Origin of the sequence: Phenylobacterium aquaticum, assembly GCF_947378715.1 — a bacterium.
In the GTDB taxonomy this organism is placed as follows: domain Bacteria; phylum Pseudomonadota; class Alphaproteobacteria; order Caulobacterales; family Caulobacteraceae; genus Phenylobacterium; species Phenylobacterium aquaticum_A.
This window is the reverse complement of record NZ_CANCLE010000072.1, coordinates 1-19,051: the sequence shown is the minus strand read 5'-3', so window position 1 is coordinate 19,051 and position 19,051 is coordinate 1. Positions and strand designations below refer to the sequence as shown.

The 19,051-nt window shown below is 69.1% G+C and carries 14 protein-coding genes; 8 read left to right on the top strand and 6 right to left on the bottom strand.

Going from position 1 to position 19,051, the window contains the following annotated elements:
- Nucleotides 1-973: MFS transporter (locus Q7P21_RS11195; RefSeq protein ID WP_304177149.1), on the bottom strand; the 973-nt coding region annotated here is incomplete at its 3' end.
- Between the two features lie 143 nt (nt 974-1,116).
- Here Q7P21_RS11195 and Q7P21_RS11190 point away from each other — a divergent pair.
- A complete protein-coding gene (locus Q7P21_RS11190) occupies nt 1,117-2,169 on the top strand; it encodes a LacI family DNA-binding transcriptional regulator (RefSeq protein WP_304171703.1) in 1,053 nt (350 codons plus the stop codon).
- Here Q7P21_RS11190 and Q7P21_RS11185 read toward each other — a convergent pair whose 3' ends face one another.
- Together Q7P21_RS11185 and Q7P21_RS11180 are read right to left on the bottom strand one after the other, a co-directional pair.
- On the bottom strand, nt 2,170-4,578 hold the full coding sequence (locus Q7P21_RS11185) for an exo 1,3/1,4-beta-D-glucan glucohydrolase (protein ID WP_304177151.1): 2,409 nt from the start codon (nt 4,576-4,578) through the stop codon (nt 2,170-2,172).
- 203 nt (nt 4,579-4,781) lie between these two features.
- Nucleotides 4,782-7,148, bottom strand: a complete 2,367-nt coding sequence (locus Q7P21_RS11180; RefSeq protein WP_304177147.1) for a TonB-dependent receptor — start codon at nt 7,146-7,148, stop codon at nt 4,782-4,784.
- Nucleotides 7,149-7,336: 188 nt separating this feature from the next.
- Here Q7P21_RS11180 and Q7P21_RS11175 point away from each other — a divergent pair, with 188 nt between their 5' ends.
- Entirely contained in the window at nt 7,337-8,905 is a 1,569-nt protein-coding gene (locus tag Q7P21_RS11175) for a tryptophan halogenase family protein (RefSeq protein WP_304177146.1), read from the top strand.
- Entirely contained in the window at nt 8,902-10,179 is a 1,278-nt protein-coding gene (locus Q7P21_RS11170; protein WP_304169510.1) for a cation:proton antiporter, read from the top strand. The genes Q7P21_RS11175 and Q7P21_RS11170 overlap by 4 nt, the downstream gene beginning before the upstream one ends.
- An 18-nt stretch (nt 10,180-10,197) precedes the next feature.
- On the opposite strand, the gene Q7P21_RS11165 is transcribed toward Q7P21_RS11170, so the two are convergent.
- Nucleotides 10,198-11,505, bottom strand: coding sequence for a sugar MFS transporter (locus Q7P21_RS11165; RefSeq protein WP_304169509.1), 1,308 nt, complete (start codon nt 11,503-11,505; stop codon nt 10,198-10,200).
- Nucleotides 11,506-11,592: 87 nt separating this feature from the next.
- On the bottom strand, nt 11,593-12,069 hold the full coding sequence (locus Q7P21_RS11160) for an Lrp/AsnC family transcriptional regulator (protein WP_304169506.1): 477 nt from the start codon (nt 12,067-12,069) through the stop codon (nt 11,593-11,595).
- 117 nt (nt 12,070-12,186) lie between these two features.
- On the opposite strand from Q7P21_RS11160, the gene ald reads away from it, so the two are divergent.
- Both ald and Q7P21_RS11150 read left to right on the top strand, forming a co-directional pair.
- Nucleotides 12,187-13,281, top strand: coding sequence for an alanine dehydrogenase (ald, locus tag Q7P21_RS11155; RefSeq protein WP_304169504.1), 1,095 nt, complete (start codon nt 12,187-12,189; stop codon nt 13,279-13,281).
- Between the two features lie 128 nt (nt 13,282-13,409).
- The gene (locus Q7P21_RS11150) at nt 13,410-14,039 is read left to right on the top strand and encodes a TetR/AcrR family transcriptional regulator (RefSeq protein WP_304169501.1); all 630 of its coding nucleotides are present in this window, start codon (nt 13,410-13,412) and stop codon (nt 14,037-14,039) included.
- On the opposite strand, the gene Q7P21_RS11145 is transcribed toward Q7P21_RS11150, so the two are convergent.
- Nucleotides 14,036-15,607: an AMP-binding protein gene (locus Q7P21_RS11145; protein WP_304169499.1), complete on the bottom strand. Its 1,572-nt coding sequence runs from the start codon at nt 15,605-15,607 to the stop codon at nt 14,036-14,038. The genes Q7P21_RS11150 and Q7P21_RS11145 overlap by 4 nt on opposite strands.
- Before the next feature lie 173 nt (nt 15,608-15,780).
- Between Q7P21_RS11145 and Q7P21_RS11140 the strand changes: the two genes are divergently transcribed.
- The 3 genes from Q7P21_RS11140 to Q7P21_RS11130 all read left to right on the top strand — a co-directional run.
- The gene (locus tag Q7P21_RS11140) at nt 15,781-16,701 is read left to right on the top strand and encodes a VOC family protein (RefSeq protein WP_304169496.1); all 921 of its coding nucleotides are present in this window, start codon (nt 15,781-15,783) and stop codon (nt 16,699-16,701) included.
- An 18-nt stretch (nt 16,702-16,719) separates the two neighbouring features.
- Nucleotides 16,720-17,592, top strand: coding sequence for a fumarylacetoacetate hydrolase family protein (locus Q7P21_RS11135; protein ID WP_304169493.1), 873 nt, complete (start codon nt 16,720-16,722; stop codon nt 17,590-17,592).
- Nucleotides 17,589-19,051 (top strand): bifunctional 3-(3-hydroxy-phenyl)propionate/3-hydroxycinnamic acid hydroxylase (locus tag Q7P21_RS11130; RefSeq protein ID WP_304177144.1); only part of this gene is annotated, 1,463 nt, incomplete at its 3' end. The genes Q7P21_RS11135 and Q7P21_RS11130, both read left to right, overlap by 4 nt.

Here is a 19,051-nt window from a genome sequence, read left to right as displayed (position 1 = left end):
AGCTGGGCGCCAGGGCGAAGGCGGCGATGGCGAAGGCCAGGATCAGGGCGCCGGCGGCGACGAACAGCTTGCGCCGCCCCACCCGGTCGGAGATCAGCCCGCCCGCCAGGGAGCAGGCGATATTGGCCACCGCCGCCACCGCCGTCAGCAGGGCCAGGCCCTGTTCCGCCGTCCGGCCTGGGAACAGGCGAGAATAGTGCAGCACGTCCTGCAGGAAATAGAGGGTGTACCCCTGCACCACCACGAAGCCGAGGATCACCATCAGGCGCCCGGCCCAGGCCAGGGCGAAGTCGGGATGCTCCCGGGGGTCGATAGCGAAAGCCTTCCACCGCGCCGCCAGGCTGGGCCGCGCGCGGACGACGGGGGCCGCCGGTCGATCCTTGAGCGCCAGGGTGAAGGGCAGCAGGGTGGCCACCAGCACCACGGCGATGGCGATGTAGCGCAGGGCCTCGCCGGCGATCAGCCCACCCACCACCGAAGTGCCCACAAGCGTACCGAGCGGATAGCCCAGGCTGAGCATGGCCGAGACCAGCCCTTTCTGAGCATCCGGCACCTGGTCGGCCATCACCGCCAGCAGGGCCGCGAACAGGAAGTTGAACCCCAGTTGAAACACCATGACCGCGGTCATCAGGGCGAAGGCGTCCTGCGCCTGATAGATCAGCCCATAGGCGGCGAGCGTGCCGGCCCCGCCGATCAGCAGCCAGGGTTTGCGACGGCCCATGCGCCAGGTCGTGCGATCGCTGACCGCGCCGGCGATCAGATTGGCCAGGCCCGCCACCACCGCGCCCCACAGCCCGACCTGGCTGAGCAGCAGGGTCTTGTGCGCCGGGTCCAGCGCCGCCGCCTTCAGGGGCAGCAGCACCTGGAACAGGGGTACGAAGGAGATATAGGCCCCGACCTGGGCCAGGGTGTAGCCGCCGATGAAGCCGCGGCCCACAGGCTCGACCGGTCGTCCCGCCTCGCGCGCCGTCATGGCCGCCCTCCCCTCATCCGCGCGCTCGCTTCGGAATGCTCATCGTCCCGATTCGGCGGCCCGCGCATTTGCAGCTTATCAGGCCTTGCGAACGCCCCCAGGATGCTAGGCTGCAATTTGGCGAGCCGCAGCGGAAGGACCCCATGGCGTCGGTGACGATCTATGATGTGGCCGCCCAGGCGGGCGTGTCGATCAAGACCGTCTCGCGGGTCATGAACGCCGAGCCCAATGTGCGGCCGGCGACGCGGGAAAAGGTGGCCGCCGCCGCCGAGGCCCTGGGCTATCACCCCAATCTCTCGGCCCGCAGCCTGGCGGGGTCGAAGTCCTTTGTCATCGCCGCCTTCGTCGATGCGTCCCTGACCATGGATCACTGGCGCAGCGAGCGCGGCGCCGACTATCTGTCGCGCATCCAGCTGGGCGCCACCGGCCCCTGTCGCGAGCTGGGCTATCATTTTCTGCTGGAGCTGATCGATCACGACACCCCCCGGGTCCGCCAGGAGGTCGGCAATCTGCTGGCCGCCCTCAAGCCCGACGGCGTGCTGCTGACCCCGCCCAGCTCGGACGACCAGACCGTGCTCGACCTGCTGAAGAAGTCGCACACGCCCTATGTCCGCCTGGGCCCCGAGCGGGACGCCGGCGGAGGCCTGCGCCTGAAGATGGACGACCGGGCCGCCGCCGCCCTGATGACCGAGCACCTGATCGGCCTGGGCCATCGCCGGATCGGCTTCGTGCAGGGTGATCGGCGCTATGGCTCCAGCCGCGCCCGCGAGCAGGGCTTCGTCGACGCCATGGCCGCCCATGGCCTGGCCGTGTCGCCGGACTGGATCCGCGCCGGCGACTTCACCTTCCAGTCGGGCGTGGACGCGGCGCGCGGCCTGCTGGCGCTGGCGGCGCGGCCCACGGCGATCTTCGCCAGCAATGACGACATGGCCTTGGGCTGTCTGTCGGCGATCGCCGACGCCGGCCTGTCGACGCCGGAGCACATCTCGGTGGCCGGGTTCGACGACAGCTCCAGCGCGCGGTTCAGCCGCCCACAGCTGACCACCATGCGCCAGCCCCTGGTGGAGATGGCGACCTACGCCACCCGCGCCCTGATCCAGGGAGAGGTCGCCGCCGACTGCGATCAGGACGCCGTCGGCCATCTGCCTCCCTCCGAACTGATCCTGCGCAAATCCACCGCCCCGCCCGCCGCCTGATCAGGGGCAGACCGCGTCGCCCTCGTTGGTGACCAGCCGCAGCTCACTGAAGGCGAGCGACATCGGCGCCTGGGCGCTCAATCGCACCGGTGTGTCGACCTGGTCCATCCGCGCCCCCGCCGCCTTGAAGCAGGAGAGCTTGATCTTCAGCGCCCGCCACTGGCTGAGCGGCGCGGCGGCGATAAGCCGGGTGACGTCCAGATTGGCGCCGCATTGGACGCCGCAGCCGAGGCCGAGGGTCACGGCGCCGGTCGACGGTCGGTCGAGCCGATAGCGGATCAGCACGGCCATGTCGCCGGTGGTCTGGCGCGACAGGTCGGCCGCCGGGCCGGTGATCGCCACCGAGCCGGCCCCGGTCCATTCGGCGAGACGCGCGTCCTCCTGGGCTCCGGCGTCGATCGCCCGGGTAGTCACCGCGCCTTCGAGGGTCAGGGTCCAGGGCGCGGCGGCGTGGCCGGCGACGAAGTAACGGTCCAGATTGGCCTGGGCCGCGACGGCCCCCGGCTCTTCCGAGAGTTTCGGAACAACGCCGCCGTGGGCGTAGCTGAGGCCATAGCCATAGGCGAACTGGGGATCATAGCCCGGCTGGCCGCGATTGAGCGGGGTCTGGTCGGCGCGCCGGGGCCAGGAGAAGGAAAGCTTGCCCGTGAAGTCGTGGTTCACCTGGCCGTCGGGACGGCGCACCAGCAGGTCGGCGACCCCGCCGCCCTCCGTGCCCGGCAGCCACGCGGCGACGAAGGCGTCGGCGGCGTTGATCTCGCGATTGACCCACAGGGGCCGGCCGGACAGGAACACCGCCACCACCGGCACGCCCTGGGCCTTCAGCCGCTGGATCAGGGCCAGGTCGGTCTTGGCGCCGGGCTGATAGTCCACGGTCTGCAGGTCGCCCTGGAACTCAGCGTAGGGGTTCTCGCCGAACACCACCACGGCGACGTCGGGCCTTGTCGCGAACTGTCCGTCGACGGAGAGATCGGCATGACCGCCGCCGGCCGCGATCGCCTGGGCGATGCCGGCATAGATCGACTGGCCATGCGGGAAGTCGGCATTGGTGTTGCCGGTCCCCTGCCAGCTATAGGTCCAGCCACCCGACTGCTTGCCGATGTCGTCAGCCCCGTCGCCGGCCACCAGCACCCGCGCGTTGGCCTTGATCGGCAGCACGCCGTCGTTCTTCAACAGCACCAGGGACTCGCGCACCGCCGCCCGCGCCAGGGCGCGATGGTCGGGAGACCCCAGGCGATCGAATTGGCCCGCGTCCGGTCGCGGTCCGTTGAACAGGCCCGCCTTGACCTTGACCCTCAGGATGCGGCGCACCGCGTCGTCCAGCCGGGCCATGGGGATCTGGCCGGCCTTCACCTGGGCCAGGGTGTTCTCAAAGAGGCCCTTCCAGCTGTCGGGGGCCATGTACATGTCGAGCCCGGCATTGAGCGCGGCGGGACAGCTGACGGTGGAGCAGCCAGGCACCTGGCCGTGGGCGTTCCAGTCGCCGACCACGAAGCCCTGGAACCCCATCCGGCCCTTCAGCACATCGGTCAGCAGGCTCTTGTTGGCGGTGTGCTTGACGCCGTTCCAGCTGGAGAACGAGGCCATCACCGTCAGGATGCCGGCGTCGATGGCCGGCGGATAGCCCTGGGCGTGCAGGGCGATCAGCCGGCTTTCGCTGAGCGTCGCATCGCCCTGGTCCTTGCCGCCGTCGGTGCCGCCGTCGCCCAGGAAATGCTTGGCGGAGCCGGCGATATGGCCTGGGCCCAGTGGCTTGCCGGCGACCAATGCGCCCTGCAGGCCCAACGTCATCGGCCCGGAATAGAGCCGCGAGACCTCCGGGTCCTCGGCATAGCCCTCATAGGTCCGGCCCCAGCGATCATCCCGGGGCACCGCCACCGTGGGCCCGAAGGTCCAGTCCCAGCCGGTCACGCCCACCTCCTCGGCCGTCGCCGCGCCGATGCGGCGGATGAGGTCCGGATCGCGGGCGGCGCCCAGGCCGATATTGTGCGGGAAGATCGTCGCCCCGGGGACATTGTTGTGGCCGTGGACGGCGTCGATGCCGGTCAGCAGCGGGATCGGTGTGTGGCCTGGCCGGCGCTCCAGGGCCACGGCGCGATAGGCGTTGGTCAGGGCCAGCCACTTGGCGGCCGGGGCGCGGTTGTCGCCATCCGGCGCCGAATTGCCGCCGGCCAGGATCGAGCCCAGGGGATAGGCCTTGAGGTCCTCCGGCGTCATGGACGCGATGTCGCCCTGGATGGTCTGACCGACCTTCTCGGCGACCGACATGCGGGCCATCAGTCGACTGACGAACGCCTCGGTCCTGGCGTCGGTGATCACCTTGGGCGAGGCGGCCCTGGGCCAGAGGGCCGGATGGGCCACCGCTGAGCGGGCCTGCGCGGCCGCTGCCGGACCGCCGGGACTCGCCATGGCCAGGGCCAAAAGGGAGACGCAGGCGGCGAGACGGAACAACGGCATTCGGGAACCCAAAAAAGATAGGCGGCGCGGCGATCTGCGAGCCGCGCCGCCTGGAGGCGCGAGGGCCGGGGCGGGGGGACGCCACCCTCGGATGTCTGGAGCGCGAAGTGACGCGACGCCGCCGAAAGCCGCGCCGCGTCAGCCCCGCTCTCGGTCTAGAAGTCCACCTTCAGATTGGCCCCGACGGTGCGCGGCGCGAGGTACTGAGAGGTGTAGATGTTGTCGCTGGTCACCCCGGCATTGGTCCGGATCCGGCCATCCTCCAGGTTCTGGGCGAACAGCTCGATCGACCACGGGGTGTCGCCCGGCGCCCGATAGACCAGATTGAGGTCCGTGCGGTGATAGGCCTTCTGCTTGTCGCCAGCCCCGTCATTGAACACCGACAGCCAGCTGGCGGTCTCGAAGTGGCTGGAGATTCGGGGCGAGAAGGTGCCGCCGTTCGGCAGGGCGAAGTCGTGCTGGTAGACCACCTGGAAGGCGGCGTTGGGCGCGTGCGGCAGCTTGTGGCCGGTGACGTCCATGCAGGGGTTGCTGATCGACTTGTCCGGGCAGGCCGCCAGGTTCGAATAGTCGTTCGAGCCCGCCAGCAGCTTGCCGAGCTTGGTGTTCAGGAAGGCGGCGGCGACCTGGAAGGTGTCGTTCGCCGTCGGCCGGAAGGTGATTTCCGACTCGAAGCCCTTGACCTTGGCGCCATCGGCGTTGGAGGTCGCCAGCCCGCGATTGCCGCCCGCGAAGGTGACAGGGGCGCTGAACTGGAAGTCCTGGAAGTCCTCGTAATAGAGGGCGTTATTGAAGGTCATGCGACCATCCAGCAACGTCATCTTGGTCCCGATCTCGTAGTTGATCAGGGTCTCTGGACCATAGGGCACGCCGCCATCCTGCAGGCCGCCTGACTTGTAGCCGCTCGAGACGCTGGCATAGATCAGGAAGTCGTGGGTGACGTCGAAGTCGGCCCGGCCCAGCCAGGTCGTCTTGGCGTCCGAGTACTTGCCGTCATTGTGCTGGTAGGTCGTGAAGGACGGCGAGGTCAGCGGGTTGGTGCCCGGATCCAGCGGCACCTGAGGCACGGCGGCGTTGTAGGCCCAGGCGTTGTTGGTGCCGCCCTTGTTGGCCCGCTGATCGTCGGTGTAGCGCAGGCCGCCGGTCAGGCGGAAGCGGTCGGACATGTGCCAGGTGGCCTGGCCGAACACCGCCTTGGAGCGCACCGTCTCCTTGGGCTGGATGAACGAGCCCTGCCAGCCGACCGTGCCCTCCTTGGTCCCGTTGAAGATCGGGATGTCGAAGCGGATCGAGTTGTCTTCCGAGGCGTAATAGAGGCCCAGGATCCAGTCGACAGTGTTCTCGCCCTTGGACTTCAGCGACACCTCGTGGCTGAAGTTGGTGTAGCGCGAGTTGTTGGTGCGATCTTCCTGATAGGTCGCCCCGGTCGCGAAGCTGGTCGGCGAGTGGGCGCCGCCATCCTGGTCGAAGTCCGAGGAGCCGTCGAACCGGGTGAAGCCGGCGATATAGCTCAGGGCGATCTTGTCGCTGAGATCCCAGCTCAGATTGCTGCGGAAGGCGTGGACGTCGCGGTGCAGATAGGGCGCCGTGTCGATCAGGGCCGACCAGAAGTCCTCGCCCGCCCGGGGTTGCTGCATGAGGTTCATGCCCGGCGTGCCACGGTCCTGGAAATATTCGTAGGAGACGTTCCACGACAGGGCGTCGCTGGGCTTGTAGAGCGCGCTCAGCCGCACGGCCGCCTGGTCCTGGGCGCCGTAGCGGGGCCCGGCCTGGACGAAGTTGCCGGCGTTGATCGGCTTGAAGGTCGCCAATGTGCCGCCGCCGGCGACATAGGCCGCCTGCTGGCTGGCGATCGAGGGCAGCTTGGGCGTCTGGTACTTCACATAGCCGTCGTGCTGTTCCTTGGCGAAGGCGATGCGGATGGCGAAGTTGTCGCTGACCGGAATGTTCACCGCGCCGCGCGCGCCGACCCGGCCGTAGCTGCCGCCGCCGACCATGATATTGCCGAAGCTGTCGCCCAGCACCGGCTTGGCGGTCTGCATGTTCACGGCGCCGACCGTAGAGTTGCGGCCCCACAGGGTGCCCTGGGGTCCGCGCAGCACTTCCACCGCGTCGAGGTCGAACAGCAGGGACGAGGCGCCCTCGGCGCGCGGCGTGTAGATGCCGTCGATGAACAGCGCCACCTCGGGGTCGGCGTATTCGGTCTTGGCGCTGTCATTGCCGATGCCGCGCATCGTCATGGTGATGACGCCGTGATCACCCTCGGTGGTGGCCGCGAAGCTCGGCACCAGACGGGTCACGTCGGCGACGGTGTTCACGTGCTCCTGTTCGAGGGTCGCCGAGCTGATGGCGGTGATCGCCACAGGGGTGTCCTGCAGCGCCGTGGTCCGCTTGGTGCCGGTGACCAGCACCTCTTCCACCAGAGCGCCCTTATCGGCCGCTCCCGCAGCAGCGGCCGCCTGGGCGCTGCTCAGCAGCGCGATGGCTGCGGCGGACGTACAGAACGCGAGTTTCCTTCGCATGGTTCGCCTCTCCCCTTATGAATTGCTCGGCGTACGCTGACGGTCGCCGTTGTCGTAACTCAGGATGCTGCAGGATCTGCGTAAGGCCAACCGAAATTGACAGCGCTTACCGACAGCGCTGTCATTCCTAGGCCAAATGTGATGAGAGTGCAACGAGAAGTCTGCATAGGACCGGGAGGAAATTTAGCATGAGCGTCAAATCGATCCTCATCGTGGGCGGCGGAGCGGCTGGATGGCTGACCGCAGCCTACCTCGCCAAGACCTTGGCGACCCAGGCGGGTGGCGTGGCTATCACCCTTGTTGAATCAAAGGAAATTGGGATTCTGGGGGTCGGAGAAGGCACCTTTCCCTCGATCCGCGGGACGCTTTCGGCGATCGGCGCCGACGAGGCGACCTTCCTGAAGGCCAGCAACGCCACCTTCAAGCAGGGCGTCAAGTTCGCCCATTGGGTGCGTCCGCCGGGCAGCCCCGGGGCCGACCACTACTTCCATCCCTTCTCGACGCCGAGCTATCGCGGGGATGGACTGGAGCTCCTGCCCTATTGGCTGATGGGCGACGCCGGCGGGGCGGGATTCGCCCAGGCCGCCACCCTGCAGAAGACCGTCGCCGACGCCCATCGTGGGCCCAAGCGGATCACCGATCCGGCCTGGCAGGGGCCGATGAACTACGCCTACCACTTCGACGCCGCCCGCTTCGCCGGCTTCCTGGCCGACGAGGCCAGGGCGCTGGGCGTCGCCCACCTCTACGCCAATGTCGACGAGGTGCTGGTCGGTGAGGACGGGAACATCAGCGGCGTCGTCACCCGCGAGGCCGGCACGCTCACCGCCGACCTCTATATCGACTGCACGGGTTTCCGCGCGGCCCTGATCGGCGCGGCCCTGGGATCGCCCTTCAAGTCGGTGTCCGACAGCCTGTTCGTCGACCGCGCCCTGGCCATCCAGGCGCCCTATGCCGAGCCCGACCGACCGATCGCCTCCTACACCATCTCCACCGCCCACGAGGCCGGCTGGACCTGGGACATCGGCCTGCCCGAGCGGCGCGGCGTCGGCTATGTCTTCTCGTCCGCCCACACCGATGAGACCCGCGCGGAAGAGGTGCTGCGCGGCTATATCGGCGCGGAAAGCGAGGGGCTGTCGGCTCGCCTGCTGAAGTTCAATGTCGGTTATCGCGAGACCCAGTGGATCGGCAATTGCGTGGCCGTGGGCCTATCCGGCGGCTTCCTCGAGCCCCTGGAGTCCTCCGGCATCGGCCTGGTCGAAACCGCCGCCTATCTGATCGGGCACCTGTTCCCCTTCGACGGCGCTCTCGCTCCTGTCGCCCGCCAGTTCAACGCCCATATGAGCGCCCGCTACGCCCGGGTGGTCGACTTCCTGAAGCTGCACTACTGCGTCAGCCAGCGCGCCGATTCCGACTTCTGGCGCGATAACCGGGCCGAGACGTCCATCCCCGAGACCCTGCGCGAGAAGCTCGCCATGTGGCGCGCCAGGCCACCACACCGGCTGGACTTCATCGCCGACCTGGAGATGTACCCGACCTCGAGCTGGCAGTGGGTGCTGTACGGCATGGAGTATGCGACCGACCCCGCTGGCTTCGCGCCGGCCTGCACCCGCCATGACGAGGCGCGCCGCGAATTCCAGACCATCCCCGAAGTGGCCCGCCGGGCTCTGGCCGACCTGCCCGACCACCGGGCCCTGGTCGCGGCGATGCACGCCCGCGCCGGCCCAGGCCTCGCGCACGCCCGGAGGAGCGCGCCGTGAACGCCCAGCATGCCTCCGAAGCCGCCCTGGTCTTCGTGCTCATCCAGCTGATCATCATGATCGGCGCCGCACGGGCCCTGAACACCCTGTTCCGCTGGCTGGGACAGCCCGGGGTGATCGGCGAGATCATGGCCGGGTTGATCCTCGGCCCCTCCCTGTTCGGCCACCTGTTCCCAGCCGCTTCGATCGCGGTGTTCGGCGCCCACCCCGCCCCGGCCATCTCGGCGATCAGCCAGATTGGCCTGACCTTGCTGATGTTCCAGATCGGCATGGACTTCGAGTTCGGCCTGCTGAAGGCCGGGCGCAATCGCCGCGCGGTCGGGATCATTGCCGCCGCCTCGGTGGCGACACCCTTGCTGCTGGGCCTCGGCGTCGGCTGGCTGTCCGCCCCGACCCTGGCGCCCGGGCGCGATCCCCTGCCCTACGCCCTGTTCTGCGCCGTCGCCATGGCCATCACGGCGGTGCCGATCCTCGGCCGGATCCTGCGCCAGTTCGATCTGTCCCGGACCCGCATCGGGGTGGTCGCAATCTCGGCGGCGGCGATCAATGACCTGGTCGGCTGGCTGCTGCTGGCCGCCGTATCGGCCTTCGCGGCCTCGCGCCTGACGGGGTTGAGCCTCGCCCTGCAGTGGGGCGGACTGATCGCCCTGGGCCTGGCCCTGCGCTATGCGCTCGCGCCGCTGGCGGCCTGGATGGTCAGGGTCTTCCCCCTGAAGCAGGGTGAGCTTGCCCCCAACATGATGGCCGCCGTACTGGTCCTGGTGCTCGGCCTGGCGATCTGCACAGCCAGGCTCGGCGTGTTCGCCATTTTCGGCGGCTTCGCAGCCGGCCTCCTGTTCCATGCGCACGGGGCCTTCGTAGCCGCCTGGCGCCGCCAGGTGGGCCAGTTCGTACTGGTGTTCTTCCTGCCGGTGTTCTTCACGTTCACCGGCCTGCGGACCAATGTTCTCGGCCTGACGGGGGCCGACGACCTGGTCTGGCTGGGCGTGATCCTGGCCGCCGCCGTGCTCGGCAAGATCGTGCCGGTCTATTTGGCCGGCCGGCTCAATGGCTTCGACCGGGACGAATCAGCGATCCTGGCGGCCCTGATGAACACCCGGGCGCTGATGGAGCTGATCGTGCTGAATGTCGGCTACGACCTGGGCGTCCTGCCGCAGAAGGTCTTCACCATGCTGGTGATCATGGCGGTGGCCACCACCATCATGACCGGTCCGCTCTTGAAGCTGCTGCTGCCCCGGACCGGCCACGTGATCCCGGTGGGGGTGGAGGCCTAGGGCCCCCACCTTGCCGGTTCAGCCCAGGACCTCGCCCAGGGTCTCGCCCGCATGGGCGGGGCTGCGGGCGGTCAGCCAGCCATAGACGCCGATCCAGACGTAGCAGACCACCGGCACGAACAGCGCCAGGCTCAGCCCCACGCGGTCAGCGGTGAAGCCGGTGATCAGCGGCACGATCGCGCCGCCGACGATCGCCTGGCAGAGGATGCCGGAGCCCTGCGGCGTCTCCTCCCCTAGTTCCTCGATGGCCAGGGTGAAGATGGTCGGGAACATGATCGAGTTGAACAGGCCGATGGCCAGTATGGCGGCCGCCGCGACCATGCCCGTGGACAGGCCCGAGACCGCCGCCAGGCATCCCGCCCCGATGGCGCAGCCGGTCAACACCCGACCCGGGGACAGCTTGCGCAGGGCCGCGGCGCCGACGAAGCGACCGACCATGGCCAGGCCCCAATAGACCGAGACCAGGGAGCCGGCGACCTGCGGGGCCAGGCCCAGCACGTGGCCGCTCATCAGATAGTTGGCGATGGCGCTGCCGATCGACACCTCGGCGCCGACATAGGCGAAGATCGACACCGCGCCCAGGGCCAGGCGGCGGTTCTTCAGGAGCCGGAAGGTGGCGCCCATCGGCTGGGCCTTGGCCTCCGGCGCCCAGCGCCGCAGCGCCCAGCAGAGCACGGCCAGCGCCAGCAGGGCCACGGCGATCCCCATGAAGGGCAGTTGCACCGCCTGGGCCTCGTGGCGGCGCAGGGCGGCCAGGGCCGGGACCGACAGGGTCGCCGGGTCCGGCAGGGCGACATTGCCGCGTAGGATCAGGGCCGAGCCGAAGATCGGCCCGATCATGGTGGCCAGCGAATTGAAGGCCTGGGCGAGCGTCAGCCGCGCATGGGACTTGGAGGGATCGCCCAGGCTGGCGGTCATCGGATTGGCCGCCACCTGCACGGTGGTGACGCCCGAGGCCAGGATGAACAGGGCCAGCAGGAAGCCGGGATAGGTCCCCAGCATCGCCGCCGGGGTGAACAGCAGGCATCCCGCCGCCATGACCAGCAGACCCAGGGTCACGCCCCGCAGATAGCCGATCTTGGTCAAGAGCCAGCCGGCCGGGGCCGAGACGATGAAATAGGCCAGGAAAAAGCAGAACTGGGTCAGCATCACCTCGGCGTAGGAGAGCTGGAACATGCCCTTCAGCTTGGGGATCAGGGTGTCCACCAGCACCGTGCAAAAGCCGAAGGCGAAGAACAGGCTCATCATCAGCCCGATCAGCTTGTTCTGGTGGGCGAGGCTGGCGGATCCCGCCGGGCTCCCCTGCGGGGTCATCGTCGTCTGCACCTTGGTCTCCTCCGGATCGGCGCTTCACCTGCGCCCTTGGCGGGGACCCTAGGCGGTCTGACAGCGCTGTCAACAAAGGGGCTGCGATCAGCGGACCGGCAGGGCGCTCCGGCGCACCACGGTGCGAAGGGCGATCGAGGAGTTGATCCGCGCCACCCCCGGCAGGCGGGTCAGCAGGGTGGCGTGCAGCCGCTCCAGGTCCTCGACGTCGGCGGCGACCAGCCGGATCATGTAGTCGGCCTGCCCGGTCATCAGGTGGCATTCCATGATCTCCGGCGCCTCGGACACCGCGCGTTCAAAGGCGGCCAGCACGTCCTGGGCCTGACTGGTCAGGGTGATGCTGACATAGACCGTCAGCGCCAGGCCGAGCGCGGCGGGACTGACCGTCGCCGCATAGCCGGTGATCACCCCCTCGGTCTCCAGCGCCCGCACCCGGCGGAAGCAGGCGGACTCCGACAGATGCGCCGCTTCGGCCAGCTCGGCGTTGGTCGCGCGGCCGCGATCCTGCAGCCGCCGCAACAGGTTCTTGTCGACTGAATCCAGTTGGACTGAAGATTTCACCATCGGATAGCCATGATGCGGTGAAATCTTGCCAAACTCCTTAAGCCGAACACGGTAATTTCAAAGTTTTTTCCGGCCGCCGGGCCTAGTCTGGTGATAGTCGAAGCCCGGAGAGACCCCATGCGCGTCGGTACCGTCACTGAGATCAAGCCGCTTGAACGCCGCGTGGGCCTGACCCCCGCCGTGGTCGCCACCCTCGTCGCCCACGGCCACGAGGTCTTCGTCCAGTCCGGCGCCGGCGCTGGCGTCGGCCTGACCGACACCGACTACGCTAATGCGGGCGGCCAGATCGTCGCCGACGCCCCGGCGGTGTTCGCCGCCGCCGACCTGATCGTGAAGGTCAAGGAGCCGCAATCTTCCGAGATCGCCCTGCTGACCCCGCGCCACACCCTGTTCACCTATCTCCACCTGGCGCCGGATCCGGAACAGACCAAGGGGCTGATGGCCTCGGGCTGCACCGCCATCGCCTATGAAACCATCCTCGACGAGCGCGGCGGCCTGCCGCTGCTCACCCCCATGAGCCAGGTGGCCGGCCGCATGGCCGCCCAGGTCGGCGCGGCCTATCTGCTGGCCCCCGCCGGCGGTCGCGGCCTGTTGATGGGCGGGGTGCCCGGCGTGGCCCCGGCCAAGGTGATCATCCTGGGCGGCGGGGTCTCCGGCTTCAACGCCGCCGAGATCGCCGTCGGCATGCGCGCCGACGTCACCATCATGGACATCTCCCCGGCCCGCCTGGCCATGCTGGACGCCCACTTCGAGGGCCGCGCCCGCACCGTGCTGTCCTCGCGCGGCGCCCTGCTGGAACTGCTGCCGACCGCCGACCTGGTGATCGGCTGCGTGCTGGTGGCCGGCGCCTCGGCGCCCAAGCTGGTCAAGCGCGAAGACCTCAAGCTGATGCGCAAGGGCGCGGTGCTGGTCGACGTGGCCATCGACCAGGGCGGCTGCTTCGAGACCTCCCACGCCACCACCCATGTGGACCCGACCTATGTGGTCGACGGGGTGGTCCACTATTGCGTGGCCAACATGCCGGGCGCCGCACCGCTCACCTCGACCTATGCCCTGGGCGCGGCGACCACGCCCTACGTCCTGGCCCTGGCCGACATGGGCGTGGAACGCGCGCTCGCCGAGACCCCCGGCTTCGCCCCGGGTCTGAACATCCAGGCTGGACGGGTCGTCCATCCTGCGGTGGCTGCGTCCCAGGGCCTCCCCCACCCCTGACGACGCGACCGGGGCGGGTTCTGACGAGCATCTGGCCCGCCCCGGCCCACCAAACCGCGCATCGCCGCGCGCGCCCGCTCATTTGCCGCTAAACTCAGACGAATCTGCGCGGCGACAAGGGAACAGACGTGACGGCCCAGGCGGTGGAAGGACGGCGATCGCGCACCCGCCAGGCCTTGCTGGTCGCAGCCGAGCAACTGTTCGCCGAACAGCCCGTCGACGCCGTGGCCATCGACGACATCGTCCGCGCGGCCAAGGTCGCCAAGGGCACTTTCTATAATCATTTCGACGATCGGGACGGCCTGGTTCGCGAGATCATGGTCGCCATCCGCCTGCGGATCGAGGCCCTGGTCACAGCCGCCAACGCCGGCGTGGAGGACCCGGCGCGGCGGGTGGTCAGGGGCGTCTGCGCCTATGTCCGCTACGCCCTGGATGAGCCGCGCAGCGTCCGCATCCTGCTGCGGGTCCAACCCGCCCGGACAGCTCTGACATCGCGGCTCAACAGCGGCGTCCTGGACGACCTGGCCGCCGGTCTGAGCCAGGGGCGGTTCAACCTGGCCACCACCGAGTCCGGCATGCTGTTGATCATGGGTGTGTCCCAGGTCGCCATGGCGCGCGCCCTGGAGGACGCCGCCGTGGCCCTGCCGATCACCCAACAGCTCTGCGGCCTGCTGCTCAAGGGCCTGGGAGTTCCGGCCGACGAGGCCGAGCGCACCGCCGCCCAGGCCGCCGACGACCTCATCCGCCGGTCGGCCTAGACCGCCTCCGCCGCCAGGATCGCCCGAAGCTCGGCCTTGGCGATCTTCTCAAGCGTCGCACGCGGCAGTTCGGACACCAGCCGGATCTCATGCGGCTGCTTGAAGCTGGCCAGGGTCTCGCGGCACAGGGCCATGGCCCGCTCTGGCAACCCCAGGTCGGTCGGGTCGAGCGGGATCACGAAGGCGACCGGGACCTCGTCCAGCATCGGGTGGCGACGGCCGACCACGGCCACCTCGCGCACGCCCGACGTCTGGGCCACCACCCGCTCGATCTCCGAAGCGGCGACATTCTCGCCGCCCACCTTCAGCATGTCCTTGCTGCGGTCGGCGAAATAGAGCGACCCGTCCTCGCCCAGCCGCACCCTATCGCCGGTGATGAACAGGCCATCCGCCGTGAAGGCCTTGGTCGTCGCCTCCGGGTCCTCGGCGTATTCCGCGAACAGCGAGACGCCCCGCACGCCCTCCACATAGAGATCGCCGGTCTCGCCCGGGCCTACCGGCTTCATCTGCGCGTCCAGCACATGGATGCCGTAGGCCGGCGAGGGTCGCCCCATCGACATCGGCGCGTCGTCATGCAGGGCCGAGCCGACCGTCCCATGGGCGATGGTCTCGGTCATGCCCCACCAGCCGATGGTCTTGACCCGGAACAGGGCGTCGGTGCGCGGCGCGCAAACGCCGTTGCCCCAGAAGCGATAGCTGTGCGTCTCCGGAATCGGCTGGGTCGCGAGCGCCTGGAGGCAGAACGGCACCATCGAGGTCCAGGTGCAGCCCCACTTCAGCGAGGTCGGCCAGAACCGCGAGGCCGAGAACCTGGGATGCAGCACCACGCTGGCCCCGGCCCAATAGGCGGCCATCACCGAATAGACCTGAGCATTGGTGTGGAACAGCGGCAGGTAGACGAGATGGACATCGTCCGGTCGCAGGTCCTCATGCATCGCGCAGACCCGCGCGCCCCAGAGCGCATTGGCATGGGTCCACAGCACGGCCTTGGGCCGCGCCGTCGTGCCCGAGGTATATTGGATGCCGAACGGGGCCATCGGATCATGTGGGCGTTCGGCAAGGCCGGCTGGATCGGCGTCGATCGCCGCGAAGGATTCGGCCCGGGCAGGCAGGACAGCGTCGGACGCAGCGCCATTGTCATCGGCCGAGACCGCCAGCCAGCCCAGCTGCGGCGCGGCCCGGTCGAGATCGGCGGCGAGCCTCGGCTGGGTCACCCCACCGATCGCCCGGCTGTGATTGGCGAAATAGCTGAGCTCGTCCACCGAGGACTTGGCGTTGGTGGTGACCGGGACCAGGCCGGCATAGGCGCAGCCCAGCCAGGCGATCAGGCTCTCCGGGCAATTGTCGAAGTGGACGATGACCCGCTCGCCGGGCCTGCCGCCCCGGGCCTGCACACCCGCTGCGAACCGGCGCACGGCGACCGCGAAGTCGGCATAGCTCCAGCTCCGCCCCTCTCCCTCGAAGGGCTCCCAGATCAGGAAGGGGTGGCTGCCCCGGCGGTGGGCCTGGCCATCGATCAGGGTGCGGATATCTTGGGCTACGAACGGCGAGATCGGGCGCGGGGTCATGGGGCCGATAGTGCGACGGCCTTGGCGCACTTGGCAAGTGAGTGACTAATAGGTCATTTTGAATCTCCCAGAGCATTTGCCCCCAGATGGCGAAAAACTATGCTTTGGGGCGCACCTTGACGATGCCGTCCATTTATGAGATTTGACCATTTAGTCATTTATTGGAGCCCGCCATGATCCGGATCGAGGACATCTCCCATGTGCGCTTCGCCGCGCCTGATCTGGACCTGATGTCGGGCTTCCTGGAGACCTTCGGCCTGAGCCGGGCGGCCGGCGCGCCCGACCGCCTGTTCTTCCGCGGCGCCGGGACCGCGCCCTTTGTTCATGTCACCGAGCGCGGCGAGGCCGGCTTCAAGGCGCTCGGCCTCCGCGCCGAGAGCCCGGCGGACCTCGAGACCCTGGCGCGAGAGACCGGCGCGACGGTCGAGGCCCTTGACGCCCCAGGCGGCGGCCAGGTCGTCCGCCTGACCGATCCGGACGGCAACCTCGTCGAGGTCGTGGCCGGCCAGACACAAGTCGAGCCCCTGCCGCTCGCCGCCGTCACCCCCTGGAACACCGCCGACTCCCGGCCCCGCCAGCGGCAGGTCAAGCGCACGGGCGCGGGTCCCGCCCAGGTCCTGCGCCTCGGTCACGCGGTGCTGGACGTCAGCGACTTCCGCGCCTCCGAGCGCTGGTACAAGGACCGCTTCGGCTTCCTGACCTCCGATGAGATCCGGCTGGGCCCGGACTTCGCGCTCGGCGCCTTCCTGCGCTGCGACCGGGGGACGACGCTGACCGACCACCACACCCTGTTCCTGCTGCAGAATCCCAAGGGCCCTGGCTTCAATCACGCCGCCTTCGAGGTCCGAGACCTCGACGACCTGATGCGCGGCCACGCGCATCTGAAGGCCTCAGGCGCGACACCCCAATGGGGCGTGGGGCGCCACATCCTGGGCAGCCAGGTGTTCGACTATTGGTTCGATCCCTTCGGCCACCCGCTGGAGCACTGGACCGATGGCGATCTGTTCACCGCCGAGGACCCGCCCGCGATCAACGGACCCCAGGAATTGCTGGGCGTTCAGTGGGGCCAGGCCTTCCCGCAACCGGGCTTCTGATCGCCCAAGGACATCGCCATGAAACTCGCGACCTTCACCGCCGGCGGCGCGTCAGAACTTGGCGTCGTCCAGGGCGACCGCGTCGTCGCCGTCTCGCGCATCGCGCCCGGACTGCCGACTGGGATGATCGACCTGATCGCCGGCTGGCCGAGCCTTGAGGCCGAGGTTCGCAAGATCGCCGAGGCCGCCGCCCAGACCCTGCCCTTGGCTGAGGTCCGGCTTCAGGCCCCGATCCCCCGGCCCGGCAAGATCATGGCCATCGGCCTGAACTATGCCGACCATATCGCCGAGAGCGGTCTGGGGACGCCGGAACACCAGATCTGGTTCGCCAAGGCCGCCACCTCCGCCAGCGGCCCCTTCGATCCGATCCAGATCCCCAGGGTCTCCCCCGCCGTCGACTATGAGGCCGAGCTGGTGGCCGTGATCGGCCAGGGCGGGCGCCACATCGGCCTTGGCGACGCCCCATCCGCGGTGTTCGGCTGGTGCGTCGGCAATGACGCCACTGAGCGCGCCTGGCAGCACCGCACGCCACAATGGACGCTGGGCAAGTCCTTCGACAGCCACGCACCCTTCGGCCCCTGGATCACCACCGCCGACGAGATCATCGATCCCCACGCCCTCGGCATCCGCTGCGAGGTCAATGGCGAGGCGCGCCAGACCTCCAACACCCGCCACCTGGTGTTCTCGGTCTGGGACCAGATCGCCCATCTGTCCCAGGCCATGACCCTGGAACCCGGCGACCTGATCTTCACCGGCACCCCCGGCGGCATCGGCGCGGCCATGAAGCCGATGCGCTTCCTGCAACCCGGCGACCATGTGCGGATCGAGATCGAGGGCCTGGGCGCCATCGACAATCCGTGTGCGCTGGAGCCCCTGACGGTCGCGCCATGAGTCCTCGAACCCTTAGCGACGTCGACTGCGACGTCCTGGTGGTCGGCCTGGGTCCGGTCGGGGCGGCGCTGGCGGCCCTGCTGGTCCGGGCCGGGGTGAAGGTCATGGCGATCGATCGCTCGACCGAGGTCTATCCCCTTCCCCGCGCCGCCCATTTCGACCACGAGATCATGCGGGTGTTCCAGGCGCTCGGCGTGGCCGACGCCATTGGCCTGCACGCCCGGCCGGCCCCGGCCTATGAGTTCCGCGCCGCTGACGGCCAGGTGCTGATGCGCTTCGATCTGCCGGTCGACCGCAGCCCCTCCGGCTGGGCCACCGGCTATATGTTCAACCAGCCGGCGGCCGAGCATGCCTTGCGCGCGATCCTGGCCGCCTCGCCCCTGGCCGACATCCGGCTCGGCTGGGGCTTCCTCGGCCTGGAACAGGACGACGACGGGGTCAGCGCGCGCCTGTCGAGCCCGGCCGGCGAGCAGATGGTACGCGCCCGCTATCTGGTCGGTTGCGACGGCGCCTCCAGCTGGGTGCGCGAGACCCTGGGGATCGGCCTCGAGGACTTCCGGTTCGACGAGCCCTGGCTGGTGGTGGACGCCATCGTCCCGCCGGACGCCCGCACGCCGGACATCAATCTGCAGATCTGCGATCCGGTCCGGCCGGTCACCTGCGTGCTGATGGGCCCTGGCCGCCATCGCTGGGAGTTCATGCTGCGTCCCGGCGAGACCGCCGAGCAGGTGTTGGACGACAATTTCATCCGCCCCCTGATCGAAGCCTGGGACTGTGGTCCCCTCGAGATCGAGCGCAAGGCGGTGTACCGCTTCCATGGCCTGGCGGCCCAGACCTGGCGATCGGACCGCGTCCTGCTGGCCGGGGACGCCGCGCACCAGATGCCGCCCTTCGCGGGCCAGGGCATGTGCTCGGGCGTCCGCGACGCCGCCAACCTGGCTTGGAAGCTGGCAGCCGTGATCCAGGATGACGCTGACGCCGCCCTGCTCGACAGCTACCAGGCCGAACGCGACCCGCATGTGCGGGCCCTGATCCAGCTCGCCATCGGCATGGGCCGGGTGGTCTGCGCCACCGATCCGGCCGAGGTCGCCGCCCGCGACGCCCAGATGCTGGCGGCCCAGGCGGCCGGCGCGCCGCCGATCCCGCCCTCGGCGCCTGCCGCCTTCGAGGCGGGCGCGATCCTGGCCGGGTCGGCCGGCGCAGGGGCCTATTTCCCGCAGCCCTGGAGCCAGGGGCCAGCAGGAACCGAGCGGCTCGACGATGTCCTGGGGCCGGACGCCTGGCTGATCACGCGCGGCGTCGCAAGCCCCGGGCCGCAGGGCGTCCGGGTGGTCGCGCTCGATGATCCGGCGCTCATCCATCTCGCCCCGGCGCTGATCGCCTGGCTGGATGCGCGAGACGCCCTAGCCGTGCTGGTGCGGCCCGACCGCTATGTGTTCGGAACCGGCGCGCCGGAGGC